At 77.3% G+C, this 229-nt stretch carries 1 pseudogene; it reads left to right on the forward strand.

The features are described 5' to 3' along the window. A pseudogene (locus ACQG3P_RS25660) lies at positions 1-229 on the forward strand (CvpA family protein); the annotation flags it as partial.

Raw genomic sequence — 229 nt, forward strand, 5'->3', positions numbered from 1 at the left:
GTACGGCGCCGATCGCATGATGGGCGCCGGCCTGGGCCTGGCCCGGGGCGGCCGGCTCGCCTGCGCGCGGCTGCGGCGGGGTTCGTACACCCCGCTGACCCGTGAAGCGACCTGGCGCGAGGCGCACCTGCGCGCGATGCTCGACCCCGGGGTGGGATGGATGCTGGCCGTGATGCCGCGCCTGCGGGGCCGGCCGCAGAGGCCGAACCGCAAGGTCTTGCCGGGCCTG

The sequence above is a fragment of the Stenotrophomonas sp. SrG genome (assembly GCF_050031795.1).
GTDB classification, from domain to species: domain Bacteria; phylum Pseudomonadota; class Gammaproteobacteria; order Xanthomonadales; family Xanthomonadaceae; genus Stenotrophomonas; species Stenotrophomonas rhizophila_A.